Origin of the sequence: Hymenobacter nivis (assembly GCF_003149515.1) — a bacterium.
Classification (GTDB): domain Bacteria; phylum Bacteroidota; class Bacteroidia; order Cytophagales; family Hymenobacteraceae; genus Hymenobacter; species Hymenobacter nivis.
Map to the genome: position 1 here is coordinate 1,611,510 of NZ_CP029145.1, position 17,730 is coordinate 1,629,239.

Sequence of the window (17,730 nt, forward strand, 5' to 3'; positions counted from 1 at the left end):
CCCTTAATGTGCCAGGGACCGACAAACGGCTCTTTTTTGTAAGGTGAGACAAATCCAGCATGCCCGTCCGATTCTTCGTTAAATGCTGGAACTAACCACAAAAAAAATTACTGATATTTTTATATAATTCTTATTTTTCAATTATCAAGCTTAGGTTAAGAAGAACAAAACCGCAAGCATTACTTTTATATTATTACCTGCGTACCAATAACCTATTCGGATAAAGTGTTGCACTTTATTTAGGGCAGTGGTCCAAAGCGGGATAGTTTCGGCATTTAATTCTGGTTCTCGACATACTGTTTTTCGCTTTTTTAGCTCGATTAAAGAGGTTTTTATTAGAACGCGCAAATAGCTAAAAGCAGAACATCACCCCGCTTCGAACCACCGCCTTATTCAGTACGTACCACATTTTCAAACTACCGCTCTTAAAGCAAATTTTATCCGGCAATAATATTAATTATGGATGCTATTCTCGTTGGCGGGTTGGTTACGAACGAAGCTCAGGGCCCTGAGTTGGTCCACCGTTTGGTCGAGCAAGCAGCCGCTACATATGCCGACAGACCAGCCGTAGTGTTTGGTAATCAAGCCCTTACTTATCAACAGTTAAACGATCAAGCGGAAGCGCTTAGCCAAACCCTATTACGCGAAGCTCCAGATGCCGGACTGATTGGTATCAGCAGCACGCGCGACTTAGACCTAATTGTTAGGGTACTGGCCATTTTAAAATCGGGCAAAGCCTACTTACCGCTCGACCCAGGGTATCCAGCGGCGCGCTTACAACAAATTATCACTGATTCCGGAATTCGTTTTGGTTTAGCGTCGGGCGATGACGTGTCGGTGATGGAAAGCCACGGCCTACAAGTTATTTCGGCTCTTACTAGCGCGGATTTCTCCAGCCGACTCATCGCGCGACCGGGTCCCCTTGCCTGCGTACTTTACACTTCCGGCTCGACAGGAAAGCCTAAAGGCGTACAAGTGCGGCACGAGAGCGCGGTTAATTTTTTGCGTTGCCAATTGGCACATGGAGTCGCCCAGCCGGGGGTAAATAGTTCCCTGTTTAGCCCGTTAAGCTTTGATGTGTCGTTTCAAGAGATTTTTGTGCCGCTGGTAACGGGCGGCACCGTCTACCCACTCTCTGACGCAGTTCGGCTTGACTCCAATCAATTACTGCGTTTCCTTATTGATGCTGGCATCAATCGGGCATTCCTTCCCTACGGAGCACTCCAGTACCTTGCCGAGGCAGCCGACGCCGAAAGCTGTTACCCAACTGCGCTAAGAGAAGTCATCACGGGGAGCGAAGTAATCCGCCTTACCCCCCTCATTACCCGTTTTTTTGCGGCTATGCCCGCCTGTACGCTAATGATCGGCTACGGGCCCACCGAGGCTACCGTTTGGGTAACTGAGCACCGGCTCACTGGCGACCCACAGAACTGGCCGGTTTTGCCGAACATTGGCAAATCTATTGCTGGCACCGAGATCTTTATTTTGGACGAAGAAGGGCAGCCCGCGCCCAACGGCGCACTCGGCGAGATCAGCATCACCGGAATTTGCCTGGCCGCTGGCTACCTGAACCAGCCCGAACGAACGGCCGAGCGGTTCATCCAGTGGCAGCATCCGCAGAAAGGCAGCGTCATACTGTACCGCACTGGGGATCTAGGCCGCTACCTGCCCGACGGCGCGCTTGAGTTCAGCGGCCGGCGAGACGGCCAGGTTAAGATTCGGGGTTACCGAGTTGAATTGGGCGAAATTGAGTTAGCCCTGGCCCAGCAGCCCGGCGTACGGCAAGCCGTAGCGGTGGTTCGTGAGGACGTACCAGGTCAGCAACGCTTAGTGGCCTACGTGGCCACCGGCCCTAACGCGGCTGACTTGGCCGACTTGCGCCGCGCCCTCACGCAACGGCTACCCGCCTTTATGGTGCCGGCGCACATCATAGGACTCGACCGGTTACCAGAAACGCCCAGTGGCAAGATTGACCGAAGCGCTTTGCCCAAGCCCGATGCAAACCGGCCCGATCTTGGCGTGATTTACCGTAACCCAGTTACCGTCGTCGAAAAAGCCGTGGCCAGCGTTTGGGCCGCATTGCTCCAAATAGATAAAATCGGGCTGGACGACAACTTTTTTGAGTTGGGCGGCAACTCGCTGCTGGCCCAACGCACGGTGACGGACCTGAAAGCCAGGTTTAGCTACGTGCTGCCCATTACAAAGCTGTACCAGTACCCCACTGTGGCTAGCCTGGCACCCTACTTCGGCCAAGCCGATGGGGCTCCCAGCCTCTTTCGGGCGCTTACCCATAAGACCAACTCCAACTTAACCGATATCGCGGTGATCGGCATGGCGGGGCGCTTTCCAGGAGCCAATACTATTGAGGAGTTATGGGAGGTACTTAAAAACGGCCGCGAAACCATCCGTTTTTTCACCCTCGATAAGATTGATTCGTCCGTTCCCGAAGCGCTCAGGAACGACCCGGCCTACGTGCCGGCGCGGGGTATCATCGACCAAGCCGACCAGTTTGACGCCGGCTTTTTCGGCCTCACGCCAAAGCTGGCCGAGGCCATGGACCCGCAGCACCGTATTTTTCTGGAAATCGCCTGGGAAGCCCTGGAGCAAACCGGCCACCTGCCCACGCACTACGCCGGCCGTGTGGGGGTCTTTGCCGGATGCGGCTACAATACGTATTTCCTGAACAACGTGCTGGCCAACCCAGACCACGTCGAGCAGGTGGGCAGCGTGCAAGTGATGCTGGCCAACGAAAAGGACTATATTGCCACCCGCACCGCCTACCAGCTCGACCTTAAAGGCCCGGCGGTGAGCGTGCATTCGGCCTGCTCCACCTCGCTGCTGGCCATTGCCCAGGCGGTGCAGAGCATCCGCAGCGGGCAGTGCGAGGTGGCGCTAGCGGGCGGGACCAGCATCACGGCGCCCGTGCGCAGCGGCCACCTGTACCAGGAAGGCTCGATGCTGAGCGCCGACGGCCACTGCCGCCCGTTCGACGCCAACGCCCGGGGCACCGTGTTCAGCGACGGGGCCGGGGTGGTGGTGCTGAAAGATGCCGCCGCCGCCCGCCGCGACGGCGACACGATTTACGCCGTCATCAAGGGCGTGGGTGTGAACAACGACGGCGGCGGTAAGGGCAGCTTCACGGCCCCCAACGCCGACGGGCAGGCCGGCGCCATCCGCATGGCCCTGGCCGACGCAGGTGTGGCCCCGGCCACCCTCAGCTACGTGGAGGCCCACGGCACGGCCACGCCCGTCGGCGACCCCATCGAAATGGAGGGCTTGATCAGCGCGTTTGGCGAACAGGCCGAACGACAGTTTTGCGCCCTCGGCTCCATCAAGAGCAACATGGGCCACCTAACGGCCGCCGCCGGTGTGGCCGGCTTCATCAAAACCGCCCTGGCCCTGCACCACCGGCAAATTCCGGCCTCGCTGGGCTACGCCGTCCCCAACTCGCTCATCGACTTCGCCAACAGCCCGTTTTTTGTAAACACCGCTTTGGCCGACTGGCCCGCGGGCGCGGGGCCCCGGCGGGCGGGCGTCAGCTCGTTTGGCGTGGGCGGCACCAACGTGCACGTAATAGTAGAAGAAGCGGGGCCCCCAGCCGACGCTCCAGGGGCCCCCGCCCCGGCGCGCCCGGCCGAGCTAGTGGTGTGGTCGGCCAAATCGACCGCCAGCCGCGAGGCCTATGCTCAGCGCCTGGCCGACGCGCTGGCCGTGCCCGACGCGCCGGTGCTGGCCGACGTGGCCTTCACGCTGCCCACCACCCGGGCCCCCTTTGAGCACCGCCGGTTTGCCATTGCCGCCGATGGGCCCGAGCTGCGGGCGCAACTCCAGGCGCCGGCCGCGGCCGGCACCGCTGGGGCCCTGGCCGCGGCCCCGGGCGACTTGTTTTTCCTGTTTCCGGGCCAGGGCGCGCAGTACGTGGGCATGGGCCGCGAGCTGTACGACCACGAGCCCGCCTACCGCGCGGCGGTGGACGAGTGCGCCGCCTTGCTGGGCCCCCACCTGCCCACCGACCTGCGCGCGGTGCTGTTTGCCGAGCCCGACAATGCGGCCGCGGAAGCCCGCCTGCGCGACACCCGCTACGCCCAGCCGGCGCTATTCGTGACCGAATACGCCTTGGCGCGGCTGTGGGCCAGCTGGGGCGTGGTGCCCACCGGCTACTGCGGCCACAGCGTGGGCGAATTTGTGGCCGCCCACCTGGCCGGCGTATTTTCGCTGGCCGACGCGCTGGCCCTAGTGGCCACCCGGGGCCGGCTGGTGAGCGCGCTGCCCGGCGGCAGCATGCTGTCGGTGCGGCTGGCGGCCAACCGGCTCGCCGCGCTGTTGCCCGCAGGCCTGTCGGTAGCGGCCCAGAACGGCCCGGCCGCGGCCGTGGTGGCGGGCCCCGCCGAGGCCGTGGCGTGCTTCGCCCGGACGCTTGACGCGCAGGACGTTCCTAACCGCGTGCTGGCCACCAGCCATGCCTTCCACTCGGCCATGATGGACCCCGCGGTGGAAGCGTTTCAGCAAGCCCTGGCCAATGTGCCACTGCACCGGCCCCAAAAACCAGTGGTTTCGACCGTCAGCGGCACCTGGCTGACCGACGCCCAGGCCACCGACCCCAACTACTGGGCCGCCCACCTGCGGCAAACCGTACAATTTACCGCCGCCCTCGACACCCTGCTTGCCGAGCAGCAACCCATTTTGTTGGAAGTGGGCCCCGGCCACGTGCTCTCCGCCCTGGCCCAGCAGCAGCTGGCCGGCCGGCCGGCCGCCGTGCTCGCCAGCCTGAAAAAAGGTCCGGGGCCCCATCCCGAATACCGCGCGCTACTCGGGGCGCTGGGCCAGCTGTGGCTCCGCGGTGTGGCCCCCGACTGGGCAGCGGTGCACGCTGGGCGAAACCCGCGCCGCGTACTACTGCCCACTTACGCGTTCGACCGCAAGCACTGCTGGTTGGCCCCCACGGCAGTGGCTCCGGTGCCTGCGGCCGCGCCACCGATTACGATCGTTGCGCCGCCCGCTGCTTCGGCGGCCGGGGCCCCTGTTTCTTTTATTCCTCTGGTTATCCCTATGCGAAAATCTATACTACTTACTACCCTTAGCGAAGTGCTGGAGAATAGCTCAGGCATTGAAATGGCCGGCGTTTCGCCCGACCTGACGTTCCTGGAAATCGGCTTCGACTCGCTGCTGATTACCCAGTTGGCCCTCACCATCAAGAAGCAGTTCGGCCTGCCCATAACTTTCCGGCAGCTCAACGAGAGCTACGCCACCCCCAACCAGCTGGCCGACTACCTCGACCAGGCCCTGCCCCCCGCGGCGTACCAGCCCGCGGCCGCAGTTCCTGCGCCGGCGCCAGTTCCCGTGCCTGCTGCAGCTGCGGCACCCGCTCCCCCGGTTGGGGCCCCGGTAGCCTTCGCCCCGCTGGCCGAGACGGGTGCTGATTCGGCCCTGGGCCTCATTGCCCAGCAGCTGCAAATTTTGGCCAAGCAAATGGCCCTCTTGCAAGGCACCGGCGCCACCCCAATGGCAGCATTAGCCCCGCTGCCCGCGGCGGCCCCCGCGCCTGCCACCGGGGCTCCGGCCAGTGTACCTGTGGCCGGGGCCCCGGTGGCCACGCCGCAAATTACGGCGGAGGAAGCGGTGGAAATCAAGAAGCCCTTTGGGGCATCACCGCGCATCGAGAAGCAGGCCAGTCAGTTGACAGGTAGGCAGCAGGTTTTTTTGCGGGATTTAACCATGCGCTACACCCAGAAAACCAAGGCCAGCAAAGCCTATACGCAGCAGCACCGCGCGCGCATGGCCGACCCGCGCGTGGTATCGGGCTTCCGGCCCCTTACCAAGGAGCTGGTGTACCCGCTGGTGGTCGACCGCTCGAAGGGTAGCAAGCTGTGGGACCTCGACGGCAACGAGTACCTCGATGTGCTGAACGGGTTCGGCTCGTGCATGTTTGGCCACCAGCCGGCCTTCATCGCCGAGGCACTGCACGCACAAATTGAGCGCGGCTACGAGGTGGGGCCCCAGCACGCGCTGGCCGGCGAAGTGAGCGACTTAGTGTGCGAATTCACGGGCGCCGACCGCGTGGCCTTGTGCAGCACCGGCTCAGAGGCCGTGCTCGGGGCCATGCGCATCGCCCGCACCGCCACGGGCCGCTCGCTGGTGGTGGCCTTCACCGGTTCCTACCACGGTATCATCGACGAAGTGCTGGTGCGCGGCACTAAGGCCCTGAAGTCGTTTCCGGCCGCGGCGGGCATTATGCCGGAGGCCGTGCAGAACATGCTCATCCTCGACTACGGCACCGATGAAAGCCTGCGCATCATCACCGAACGGGCGTCCGAGCTGGCCGCCGTGCTGGTGGAGCCCGTGCAGAGCCGCCGGCCCGAATTCCAGCCCGTGGCGTACTTGCAGCAGCTGCGGGCCGTGACGGCGGCGGCGGGCACGGTACTTATTTTCGACGAAATCATCACCGGCTTCCGCCTGCACCCCGGCGGGGCCCAGGCCCTGTTCGGCATCCAGGCCGACCTGGCCACCTATGGCAAGGTGGTAGGCGGCGGGCTACCCATCGGCGTCATCGCTGGCCAGCGCGCCCTCATGGATGCCCTCGACGGCGGGGGCTGGCAATTTGGCGACGACTCGGTGCCCGAAGTTGGGGTGACCTACTTCGCCGGCACCTTTGTGCGGCACCCGCTGGCCCTGGCCGCGGCCCGGGCCTCACTGCTGCACATGAAAGCCCAGGGGCCCGCCCTCCAGCAAGGCCTCACCGCCAAAGCCACGCGCCTGGCCGACTTGTTGAATCAGGCCTTCGCGCAGCAGCAGCTGCCCTTTTTCGTGGCCCAGTTCGGCTCGCTCTGGAAGATTAAATTCCGTGAAGAAGTTCCCTACAGCGAGCTCATGTTCACGCTGTTGCGCGAAAAAGGCCTGCACATCTGGGATGGTTTCCCGTGCTTCATGACGGAGGCCCACACCGACGCCGACGTGACGCTGATTGCCGACTTGCTGCTGGCGAGCGTGCGGGAAATGCAGGAAGCCGGTTTTTTTTCGGCCGCTTTGGCGCCGGGCCCGGTACCAGCCGCGCACAGCTCCGCCCTCAGCCTCAACCAGCCCCCGGCGCCGGGCGCCCGCCTCGGCCGCGACCGCAACGGCAACCCCGCGTGGTTCATTGCCAATGGGCAAGCTGGAGAATATATCCAGGTTGATTTGTAATAAGAAATTGCGGTAACCTTTGGTAAGGCTTAGGCTTCTAGCTGCACCAGTAGTGGTGCCGTGCGGGCACAGGATGCGTACCTAGTGCTCTGGCAGCTCAGAATGCCAATAGCCGTTGCGGTGGCCCAAACCTTGGGGCCCCGGCGTCCCCACGATGCCATTAAATCAATAAATTTTTTATAAATATCTTTTTTTGATATATTAATTATCGATTTATCGTTTATTTTATTGTAGAAATCGCCGGCCAGCACAAATTATCCTCGTTACTCTATGGAAGCACTCGATACCAGCCACATTCTTGATTTTGACCCGTTTGCCGGGCCGGAAATTGTGCGGATTGCGCCGATTACCGAACCCCAGGCCGAGATCTGGGCGGCGTACCTGCTGGGCAGCGACGATGCTAACCGCGCCTACAATGAAGCCGTAGCTCTGCGCCTGGCCGGGCCCCTCGACCGCGCAGCCCTGCAACGCGCCCTCGATGCGCTGGTAGCCCAGCACGAAGCCCTGCGCGCCACTTTCAGCGCCGACGGCCGGCACCTTTGCATTCTGGCCCCCGAGCCGCTGCCGCTTGCCTACCACGACCTAACCCAACAAACGCCCGCCGAGCAGCGCCAATGGCTGGCTGCGCATGCGCAGATGGAGGCAGAGCACGTATTCAGCCTCACCGAGGGGCCCCTGCTGCGGGCGAGCCTGGCGGCGCTGTCGGCCACCGACCACTGCCTCACGCTCACGGCGCACCACATCGTGTGCGATGGGTGGTCCATCGGCGTGATGCTCCAGGATTTGGGCCAGTTGTACTCGGCGTATGCCCAGCAGAAGCTGCCGTTTTTGCCTGTCCCGCCCGCCTTCGGTGACTACGCCGACGACCAGGCCGCGTTTTACCAAAGCGCGGAATACGAGCGCGTCAAGCAGTTTTGGGTGGAGCAGTACCAGGGCGCGGTCCCGGTGCTCGACGTGCCCACGGATTTCCCCCGGCCCGCTGCCCGCACCTATGCCAGCCGCCGCCAGGACTACCCGCTGCCCCCCCCTTTGCTGGGGGCCCTCAAGAAAATGGGGCAGAAGGCCGGGTGCAGCTTCGTGACCACGCTACTGGCTGGCTTTGAGGTGTTGCTGTACCAGCTCACCGGCCAAACCGACCTGGTGGTGGGGCTGCCCGCGGCCGGCCAGGCCCCCCTCGGCGCCGCCCGCCTGGTGGGCCATTGCGTGAACCTGCTGCCGCTGCGCAGCCGCCCCACCGGCGAGCTGCGGTTCGTGGACTACCTAAAACAGCGCAAAACAGCCCTTTTCGACGCGTACGACCACCAGAACCTGACGTTCGGCAGCCTGCTCAAAAAGTTGCCCGTGGCCCGGGGCGGGGGCCGGCTGCCGCTGGTGCCGGTGGTGTTCAACATTGACCTGGGCTTGGGCGACGCGGTGGCTTTCCACGGCCTCACCCACCAGCTCACCAGCCTGCCCCGCGCCTACGAAAACTTCGAGTTATTCGTCAACGCCAGCGGCTCGGAGGCAGCAATGACCGTGGAATGGTCGTACAACGCCGCCCTGTTTGAGCCGGCTACCATCGACCAGCTGATGGCCCGCTTCGAGCAGTTGCTCACCGAAGTGGCCGAAAACCCGGGCGTTAAACTTCAGGACCTGCGCGCCCCCCTGGCCCCGGCCTACTCCGCCCTGAACGCCACGGCCCAGCCCTACCCCGCCACCCAAACCCTGCACCAGCTGGTGACGGCCCAGGCCCGGGCCACGCCCACCAAAACCGCTGTGCAATGCGGCTCCACCGAAGTATCTTACCAGCAGCTCGATGGCCGGGCCAACCGGTTTGCCCACTACCTGCTGGCGCAGGGCGTGCGGCCGGGTGACGTTGTGGCGCTGGTGGCCGACCGCTCGCCCGACCTACTGGTAGCGCTGCTGGCCATCGTGAAGTGCGGGGCCGCCTACCTGCCCCTCGACCCGGTGTACCCACCGGACCGCATCGCCTACATGCTGGCCGATTCGAACGCCCGGGTGCTCATCGCCTCGGCCCGGCTCCGCCACGATTTTGGGGCCCCGGCGCAGGCGCTCGTACTGGAAGAAATCCTGGTCGCGATGGCCGGTTACTCCGATCAAGCCCCGGCGGTACCCGTAACGAGCGACCAACTGGCTTACGTGCTGTACACGTCGGGCTCGACGGGCCAGCCCAAGGGCGTGCAGGTCACGCATCGCAACGTGGTCAACCTCCTATGCGCCATGCAGCAGGTACCGGGCCTGGAGGTAGCGAATAAGTTCCTGGCTATCACCACTATTTCCTTCGACATTGCTGGCCTGGAGCTCTTCCTGCCGCTCGTTGCCGGGGCCACGGTGGTACTGGCGGAGGCCGCCGAGGCCCGCGACGGCCACCTGCTGCTGCAACTGCTCGAAACCGCGCGCATTACCGCCATGCAGGCCACTCCCGCCACCTGGCAGATGCTGCTGGACGCCGGCTGGACCCGCCCGCTGCCCCTCAAGGCCCTGTGCGGCGGCGAGGCCCTGCCCGCCGGGCTAGCCCGGCAGTTGGTGCCCCTTTGCCAATCGCTGTGGAATTTGTACGGCCCCACCGAAACCACCATTTGGTCGGCAGTCAAACAAATTACCGACCCGGCCGCACCCATCACCATCGGCCACCCCATCGCCAACACCCAGTTCTACGTCGTCGACGAAAACCTGCGCGCCGTGAAACCCGGCACGGTTGGCGAGCTGCTCATCGGGGGCGACGGGGTGACCAACGGCTACCTGCACAGGCCCGAGCTGACGCGTGAGCGGTTCATTGCCAACCCCTTCGGGGTCTCGCCCGGGGCCCTGCTCTACCGCACCGGCGACCTGGGCAGGCTCCTGCCCAGCGGCGAATTGCAGTGCCTGGGCCGGCTCGACCAGCAGGTGAAGCTACGGGGTTACCGCATCGAATTGGGCGAAATCGAACACGCCCTGGCCACCATCGACGGCATAAAGGCCGCCGTGGTGGTGGCGGGGGCCCCCAACACCCCCCAGGCCCACCTGCACGCCCACGTTCTCGCCGACGACAACTGGCTACCCAGCGACCTCGACACCCGGCTTAATTCCTGGAAGAAGCTATTGAATAAGCAATTACCGGCCTACATGGTGCCGGCCAAGTTCACCATCCAGCCTAATTTCCCACTCACTGCCAACGGCAAGATTGACCGCCTGGCCCTGGCGAGCCTGACGGACCCTGGCCTGGCCGCCCCCACTACCAGCACCGGCCAACCGGAAGCCGTCCCCATGAAAGTTGGCTACATCGGCCCGCGCACCGACGTTGAAAAAATGGTAGCCGCCATCTGGGCCCCACTGCTAGGCCTGGAAAAAGTAAGCGTATACGACGACTTCTTTGAGTTGGGCGGGCACTCGCTAATTGCCGTGCAAGCCATGGCACAGCTGGCCCAGGAAACCGGCAAACGCCTGCCCCTGGCCGCACTCTTCGAGCACCCGACGGTGGAAAAAATCGCGTCGATGCTGGAGTTGGACAGCAAATTCATCACCTGGGATTCGCTGGTGCCTATTAAGCCCGGCGGCACCAAAACCCCGCTCTACATTGTGCACGGGGCCGGACTGAACGTATTGATATTTAACGCCCTGGCCAAAAACCTAGATTCTGAGCAACCCGTGTACGGTTTGCAGGCCCGCGGGCTCAACGGCATCGACGAGCCCCTGGGCACGGTCGAGGAAATAGCCGCGCACTACGTGGCCGCCATCGTGGGCAGAGACGCAGTGGGGCCCTACGCACTGGCCGGTTATTCCTTTGGAGGAATTATTGCCTACGAGATGGCCCGGCAGCTAACGGCTTCGGGGAAAAAAATTAAAGCACTTGTTGTTTTCGATACTTATGCCGGCGAGGAGTATTGTGCGAAAAGCAACTTAAAAAAGCGTTTTTTTCGCCTTAAATACAATGTTGGCATGCTGATTCACAACGTTATATTATTGGGTAAAAATCCGCGCGGCATCCTCAAACACCGGTACACCACGGCCAAGTTAGCTTTTGATAAATATTATCTTCGATTCCGAAATAAAGAGGCAAATCAGCACGAATTATTTTTCCAACAACCGCTTAGAGTAGAAGCTGTAATCGACCAAGCAGCTCGCTGCTATGTTATTAGCCCCCAGGATATAACCCTCGATTTATTCCGCGTGAAAGAGACTTTTTATTACATGCACGACGCCCATTACATGGGCTGGAAAAACCTCGCGCTGGGCGGTATTAATATTCGCGAAATTCCCGGCGAACACAATTTATTATTTGCTCCACCACACGACGTTGAGATTGCCAATACCCTGCAGAATGTATTGGATGGCTACAATTAACCCGTGCAGCTACGCACAAAAGTCCCGCCCAGCAGCTGCTGGGCGGGGCTTTTGTGCGTAGCTGCACGGGGCCCCGGCAATTTAATAAATAGCTGTTACTTCTTCGCTCTGTTCCGTACGGCTGGCGCGGTACATGCCTTCTGAATTAAAGGGCAATGCTAAATTACCTAGGGCATCAACGGCAATGAGGCCGCCCTCGCCACCGGCCGGGGCCAGCTTGTCGTGCACCACCACGCGGGTGGCTTCGGCCAAGCTCAGGCCCCGGTATTCCATCAGGCAAGCCACGTCGTGGGCCGCCACGGCCCGGATAAAGTACTCGCCGTGCCCAGTGCAGCTGATGGCGCAGCGGGCGTCGGCCCAGGTACCGGCCCCGATGATGGGCGTGTCGCCGATGCGGGCATAGCGTTTGTTGGTCATGCCGCCGGTGCTGGTGGCAGCGGCAAGGTGGCCGCGGGCGTCGCAGGCCACGGCCCCCACGGTACCTTTTTTCCAGTTTGGGTCGGCGGCGGGCGCGGCGGCATGGTCGAGCTGCATGCGGCCGGCGGCAATGGCCTCCTGGAGCTGGTCGTAGCGCTGCTGGGTGAAGAAATACGCGGGCGGCTGCACGGGCAGGCCGTGCTCCAGGGCCAGCTCGTCGGCGCCGGGGTAGGCCAGCAGCACGTGCTCGGTGGCGTCCATAACGAGGCGAGCGGCGCGGATGGGGTTTTGCACCTGGCGCACGCCGGCCACGGCCCCAGCGCGGCCGGTATGGCCGCAGGCCAGGGCGGCGTCCATCTCGTGGTGGCCCTCGTGGGTGAACACGGCCCCGCGCCCGGCGTTGAACAGCGGGCAGTCTTCGAGGCTGCGCACGGCGGCCTCCACGGCGTCGAGGGCGGGGCCCCCACCAGCCAGCACGGCGTAGCCGGTGGCCAGGGCCGCTTGCAGGGCGGCGCGGTACTGGGTTTCGGCGGCGGGCGTGAGGGTGGCGCGGGCAATGGTACCGGCGCCGCCGTGGATGGCCAGGGCGAGCATAAGGGGCTTTTATAAAATGAAAAGATGGACGTAGCAAAGGTAACGGGCCAACCGCCGGGGCCCCGCGCCAGCCAAAATCGGGCAAAACAAGGATTTTTTTCGTAGGTTTGGTGTTCTAGTTTCAACCCTACCAAAAGACCAAGTTTTATGGCTTACGATGTAACCGGCCGCCTGATTGAGATTTTCGACGAGCAGCAAATCAGCGAGAAATTCCGCAAGCGCGAGTTTGTGCTGGAAGTGCAAGACGGCCAGTACCCCGAGCAAATCAAGTTCCAGCTGGTGATGGATAAAACCAGCCTGGTGGACCAGTTTAAAGTGGGCGACGAGGTGAAAATTGCCTTCAACCTGCGTGGCCGCGGCTATAACAAAAACGGCCAGATGATGTACTTCACCAACCTGGAAGCCTGGCGCATCGAGCCCGCCGGCGCCGCCCAAGGCGGTGGCGGCGCAGCCAACTACGGCGGCCAGCCCCAGCAGCAGGCCGCCCCGCGCCCCGCCGCTCAAAACCAAAACCCGACCCTGCGGGCCCAGCCTTCGGCAGCCCCCATCGCCAGCGACGACGACAACGACCTGCCTTTTTAAGCTGTTAGCTTGCTACTCAGTCGGGCTGGACTGGATTTGTAAAAAAACTATTAGTCAATAGCCCATAAAAACGTGCCGTTCCGGTTTTACCGGGGCGGCACGTTTTAGTTTCGGCCCGCGTACAAGGCCGCATGGATTTAGCCGAGATGATTGCCCGCGGCGAGGGCGAAACGCTGGAGTTCAAGCAGAAAACCACCCATGTACACCGCATTTCGCGCACATTAGCCTCCCTGGCCAATACACGCGGGGGCCACGTGCTAGTGGGCGTCGACGATGCGGGCCGGGTGGTGGGCGTGCGCGACGCGGAAGAGGAATTGTTTGTGTTGCGCAATGCCGCGGCCCACCACATCGAGCCGCCGCTGACGGACCTGCGCTTCCGTGAGGTGGAGGCCGACGGGCGCACGGTGCTAGTGGTGACGGTGCCCGAGAGCATCGCCAAGCCCCACCGGGCCCAGGTAGCCCCCGGCGACTGGCGCGGCTACGTGCGGGTGCGCGACCAAAGCGTACAAACCAGCCGCCTCACCGAGCAGGTGCTCGAGCGCCAGGCCCCTCCTACCGAACCTATTTTCGAGCGCGTCCCCCTGAACCGGCACGAGTTAGCAGCCATTGAGTACGCCAAAACCCACCCGCGCCTCACGCTGCCACAATTTATGAAACTAGTAAATTTTGGTAAACGCCGCGCTTACCAGATGCTGATAAAACTAGTGCTGCACGGCTACTTACGCTACCACGACAAGGAAAAAGAGCCCTACTATACTATCTAGAGCGGATTTCAGAATAGTATACGGGTTTGGTGGTATCTTCTGATTATGAAAGCGTATTCTCTTGATTTGCGCGAACGCGTGGCGGCCGCTAGTGCGCAGCCCGGCCGCACCATGCCAGCCGTGGCCGCCCAGTTCAGCGTCTCGGTGTCGTTTGTGGAAAAGCTGCTGCACCGCCAGCGCACTACGGGCTCGGTGGCGGCACTGCCCCCGCATCCTGGTCCAGCGCCGGAACTGGACGCGGCCGCCCGGAACGAATTGCGGGCCTGCCTGCGCCAGGAGCCCGATGCCACGCTGGCCGAATTGTGCACCTGGCTGGCCGCCATTGGTGGTCCGGCCGTGAGCCAATCGACCTTGTGGCGAGCCGTGCAGGCGCTGGATTGGCGGCGAAAAAAAAGAGCGTTCACGCCGCTGAGCGCGACACCCAGCGGGTCGTAGCCCTGCGCCGGGCCTTTGTCGAAGCGGTGCAAGCCGCAGATTTCACCTGTTTGAAGTTCGTGGACGAGACCAGTACCAACCTGACCTATTGCCGCCGCTACGCCCGGGCCGAAGGCGGGCAGCGCGCCCACCAGGCCACGCCCCTGCACGGGGGGCCGAACGTGACGCTCGTAGCTGCCCTGACGCCCACCGGCCTGCAAGCGGCCATGACCCTGAGCGGGGCCGTCAACGGGGACGTGTTTGCCGCCTATCTCGACCAGGTGCTCGGCCCCACCCTGGTGCCCGGCGACGTGGTCGTGCTCGACAACCTGCCGGCCCATAAAGTCGCTGGACTGGCCCAACTCGTGGAAGCCCGCGGAGCCCGCCTGCTTTACTTACCCCCTTACTCGCCTGACTTCAATCCCATTGAGTTGGCCTTCAGCAAGCTCAAAACCTGGCTGCGCAGGGCCCAGGCCCGCACCCGAGAAGCGCTGGAAGGCGTTATCCAGACGGCCACTGAATGGATAAGTGAGCAGGATGCTAGAAACTGGTTTGACCATTGTGGATACCACGTACAGTAACCTGAAATTCGCTCTAAACCACGGATTTATCGGATTAGCCGGATTTCGGGGACGATTACTATCAAGTTGACAGTTCTGGACAAAAAAAGCCCGCTGAAGCGGGCTTTTTTTTACGTTGATGGGGAATGTATGCGGCAAAGCAATTATCCCCAAAACCCGATAAATCCGGCTAATCCGATAAATCCGTGGTTCAGGATTAGTCCTGGCGCATGTCTTTTTGGCGCTTCTTCTCGTCTTTCTCCGCTTTTTTCTCCTTGGTGGTTTTAGCGGGCTCTTTCTTTTTCTCTTTGCGGGCGTCGGTGCTCTTGGCCATGGTTGAAAAGCAGGGTTAAGGATGGAAACAGGTGAAAAACGCGGCGGCGCGCCGCGTGTTGTGCAAGGCGAAGGTAAAAAATCTTCGGAGTTTATTTACGGATGCAGCACCGGCACGTACCGCTCGTGGAACACGTGGAGGTGGTGGCGCTCGTGGCCGGGCAAGATGAACAGCAGGGCCCGCACCGTAACGGCTGCCCCGTTGGCGGTACCGCGCCGGTCGAGCTGCGCATCTTTGAAGCCCTCGAACAGAGCCAGCGTGGCGGCGCGCGTGGTGGTATATTCCACTAGCAAGTCGCTCACAGAACGGGCGTTGGCATCGCCGGTGTCGGCGTAGGCGTTTTCATCGAAGCCAGCCAGCGCTTGGCCGTCGGCGCGGGCGAAACGCAGGGCCCGGTAGGCAAATATGCGCTCGGCATCGGCCAGGTGCAGCAATACCTGCTTGGGCGTCCACTTGCCGGGGGCGTAGGCAGTTTGGGCCTGGGCGTCGGTGAGGGCCCCGAACGTGGCCTGCACCTCGGCGGTTTGGGCGCGCAGGGCGGCCAGGGGGTCGTGGCCGGCGGGTACTAGGGCTACGTAGGTCTCGTAGAAAGGGGCGAAATCGCCGGCTTCGGGGCGGGTAGTACGCATGGCAGCGGTGGGGGTTGGTGAGCAGAGAACCAGTGGGGGCCCCGCGGCGTGGTGGGCCGGCGGCGGCAGGTTGATGCTGGCCGGCACCGCCGCCACGGCCGCCGGCAAAGCCAGCGCGGGGGCCGGGTGCGGGTCGACGTGCAGGCGCACCACGGGCAGCGGCGGTGGCAGCGCGGCCACCGCGGCGGGGGCCCCAAAAGCCCAGGCCAGGAAATCGGGCAGCACCCGGCCCCAGGTGTCGGGGTGGTGATGGCCGCCTTCCACCTGCACATAACGCAACTGCCGGGCCACGTCGAGGCCTTGGGCCTGCAGGGCTTCTACCAGGTCCAGGGAGTCTTCGATGGCGTCGATGACGCCGTTTTCGTTGCGGTCGTTGCGCTCGTCGAGCGTACCGGTTTGCAGCCAGAAGGCGTGGGCAGGATGCGCCGGGCGGGCCTGGATCTGCTGGTGCATGAGGCGGTCGGCGGGCGTGTAGCCGTCGCCCACGGCCCGCCCGCGCCACCAAAACGAGCCCGAGAAGGCCCCCGCCCGCGCAAACGCCTCGGGATGGTGCCACACGGCGTCGAAGGCCATCAACCCGCCGAGCGAAAACCCGGCAAAAACGGCTTCGGCGGGGTCGGCGGTGGCGCGGCACTGGGCCTGGGCCCAGGGCAGTAGCTCGCGCAGCACAAAGGCGGTGTAGGCGTCGGCGCGGTTGCCGCGGCCGTTGTAGTCGGGCCGGCCGGCGATGCCGTACTCGTGCAGGCGCTGCTCGTTGGCGTGGGGGGCCACCACCACGAAGGGCCCCAGGGGCCCCTGGGCCCACAGCGCGGCCAGCGTAGCGCGCAGGTGCAGGCGCGCCAGGTCCTGGCCGTCGTTGAGGTACAGCACGGGGTAGGGCGCGGGGCGGGCCGCGTCGTGGCCGGGGGGCAGCAGCACGCTCACCGCCACTAGGCGGCCCAAAAACTCCGACGCCAGCACTTCTTCACGCTGCCGCACGGCCAGCAACGCCGCGTCTGCATTTACCACAATCATGCGGCAAAGTAACAGCAGCCCCAGCACTTGCCGTAAAAACCCGGCCGGGACCCTAGGCATTTGGCGGGGCCCGCAACATTATTTCCCCCTTTATTTCTACGGCCAATAATTTTCTTGCTAGTTTGCCGCGCCAGCCGGCCTAGCCTTCCACCCTTATCCCCCCCGCCCCCGATTTTGCACGAACAGCACCGCCGCTTTTATTCGCACCACCTGGGCCAGGACATCGACCTGCTCGTGTTCGGCACCTGGGGCTACCCCGTGGTCATTTTCCCCACGTCGGGTGGCCGCCACTACGAGGCCCGCGACTTCAACCTCGTCGAAGCCGCCCGCCCGCTGGTGGAGGCCGGCCGCGTGAAGCTGTACTGCATCGACAGCATCGACCGCTACTCGTGGTACGCCAAGGACTTAGCGCCCGCCGTACGGGTGCAGAACCACATTTTTTACGACCGGTTTCTCTGCGAAGAGTTAGTGCCGCAACTCCAGAAGGAGTGCAACGTGGACAAGATTGCCGTGGCCGGGTGCAGCTTTGGCGGCTACCACGCGCTCAACTTCGCGTTTCGGCACCCCGACCAGGTGGCGCACCTCTTTACGATGGGCGCGGCGTTCGACATCCGCCAGTTTATCGACGGCTACCACGACGAAAACGTGTATTACAACAACCCGCCCGAGTTCATGCCCGGGGCCCACAGCGAGCATTTCCAGTGGATGAATATCATCATGGGCACGGCTGAACACGATTTTTGCAAGGAATCCAACTACCAGATGGCCGCCCTGCTAAGCCAAAAGGGCATCCCGTACCGCCTCGACGTGAACCCCTACGGCACCCACGACTGGCCGGTGTGGCGCGAAATGTTCCCGCAGTACCTGAATACGATTTAGCTTTAGCCTCTCTCTACTCCCAATACCACCAACACCCTTTC

At 62.9% G+C, this 17,730-nt stretch carries 10 protein-coding genes; 7 read left to right on the forward strand and 3 right to left on the reverse strand.

Features of this window, described 5'->3' with window-relative positions; all coding sequences use genetic code 11:
• Nucleotides 1-459: 459 nt before the first annotated feature.
• Entirely contained in the window at nt 460-7,179 is a 6,720-nt protein-coding gene (locus tag DDQ68_RS07065) for a polyketide synthase (RefSeq protein WP_109655669.1), read from the forward strand.
• A 29-nt stretch (nt 7,180-7,208) separates the two neighbouring features.
• Here the strand turns inward: DDQ68_RS07065 and DDQ68_RS23430 are convergent, their stop codons facing one another.
• Entirely contained in the window at nt 7,209-7,430 is a 222-nt protein-coding gene (locus tag DDQ68_RS23430) for a hypothetical protein (RefSeq protein ID WP_109655670.1), read from the reverse strand.
• 19 nt (nt 7,431-7,449) lie between these two features.
• Between DDQ68_RS23430 and DDQ68_RS07075 the strand changes: the two genes are divergently transcribed.
• The gene (locus DDQ68_RS07075; RefSeq protein ID WP_109655671.1) at nt 7,450-11,502 is read left to right on the forward strand and encodes a non-ribosomal peptide synthetase; all 4,053 of its coding nucleotides are present in this window, start codon (nt 7,450-7,452) and stop codon (nt 11,500-11,502) included.
• A gap of 81 nt (nt 11,503-11,583) precedes the next feature.
• On the opposite strand, the gene DDQ68_RS07080 is transcribed toward DDQ68_RS07075, so the two are convergent.
• On the reverse strand, nt 11,584-12,513 hold the full coding sequence (locus DDQ68_RS07080) for an isoaspartyl peptidase/L-asparaginase family protein (protein ID WP_109655672.1): 930 nt from the start codon (nt 12,511-12,513) through the stop codon (nt 11,584-11,586).
• A 147-nt stretch (nt 12,514-12,660) separates the two neighbouring features.
• On the opposite strand from DDQ68_RS07080, the gene DDQ68_RS07085 reads away from it, so the two are divergent.
• The 4 genes from DDQ68_RS07085 to DDQ68_RS07100 all read left to right on the forward strand — a co-directional run bounded on the left by DDQ68_RS07085 (nt 12,661) and on the right by DDQ68_RS07100 (nt 14,854).
• Nucleotides 12,661-13,095 (forward strand): DUF3127 domain-containing protein, encoded by a 435-nt coding sequence (locus tag DDQ68_RS07085; protein ID WP_070742470.1) that lies wholly within the window; start codon nt 12,661-12,663, stop codon nt 13,093-13,095.
• A 131-nt stretch (nt 13,096-13,226) separates the two neighbouring features.
• Nucleotides 13,227-13,859 carry an AlbA family DNA-binding domain-containing protein gene (locus tag DDQ68_RS07090; protein WP_109655673.1) on the forward strand — a complete coding sequence of 211 codons (633 nt, stop codon included), beginning with the start codon at nt 13,227-13,229 and terminating at the stop codon, nt 13,857-13,859.
• Between the two features lie 45 nt (nt 13,860-13,904).
• Nucleotides 13,905-14,294, forward strand: coding sequence for a helix-turn-helix domain-containing protein (locus DDQ68_RS07095; protein ID WP_211320143.1), 390 nt, complete (start codon nt 13,905-13,907; stop codon nt 14,292-14,294).
• The gene (locus tag DDQ68_RS07100) at nt 14,213-14,854 is read left to right on the forward strand and encodes an IS630 family transposase (RefSeq protein WP_245897119.1); all 642 of its coding nucleotides are present in this window, start codon (nt 14,213-14,215) and stop codon (nt 14,852-14,854) included. The genes DDQ68_RS07095 and DDQ68_RS07100 overlap by 82 nt, the downstream gene beginning before the upstream one ends.
• A 408-nt stretch (nt 14,855-15,262) precedes the next feature.
• On the opposite strand, the gene DDQ68_RS23760 is transcribed toward DDQ68_RS07100, so the two are convergent.
• Complete coding sequence (locus DDQ68_RS23760) at nt 15,263-16,810, reverse strand: alpha/beta hydrolase-fold protein (protein ID WP_245897361.1); 1,548 nt, start codon at nt 16,808-16,810, stop codon at nt 15,263-15,265.
• Nucleotides 16,811-16,984: 174 nt separating this feature from the next.
• On the opposite strand from DDQ68_RS23760, the gene DDQ68_RS07115 reads away from it, so the two are divergent.
• Nucleotides 16,985-17,689: an esterase family protein gene (locus DDQ68_RS07115; protein ID WP_109655675.1), complete on the forward strand. Its 705-nt coding sequence runs from the start codon at nt 16,985-16,987 to the stop codon at nt 17,687-17,689.
• Nucleotides 17,690-17,730: the final 41 nt, after the last annotated feature.